1 protein-coding gene is annotated in these 219 nt (G+C 32.4%); it reads left to right on the forward strand.

The window, feature by feature from the left end:
* On the forward strand, window positions 1–219 hold a 219-nt coding region (locus tag ABOA88_RS24165), incomplete at both ends, for an Hsp20 family protein (RefSeq protein WP_440128014.1).

Raw genomic sequence — 219 nt, forward strand, 5'->3', positions numbered from 1 at the left:
TCTTTGAAGACTTCAATGTGCTTAATCCAGTGACTACTTCTAACTTAATGAGAACAGATATTAAGGAAACACAAAATGGTTACTCATTATCTGTAGAACTTCCTGGATTTAAAAAAGAGGATGTAAAGGTAAGCTTAGAGGATGGTTACTTAACTATTGAAGCTCATACTTCTAAGAATTCAGAAACCAAAGATCAAGGTACTAAGTACATTAGAAAAG

Source organism: Pseudomonas sp. PKS (assembly GCF_051913525.1).
Lineage (GTDB): Bacteria > Pseudomonadota > Gammaproteobacteria > Pseudomonadales > Pseudomonadaceae > Aquipseudomonas > Aquipseudomonas guariconensis_D.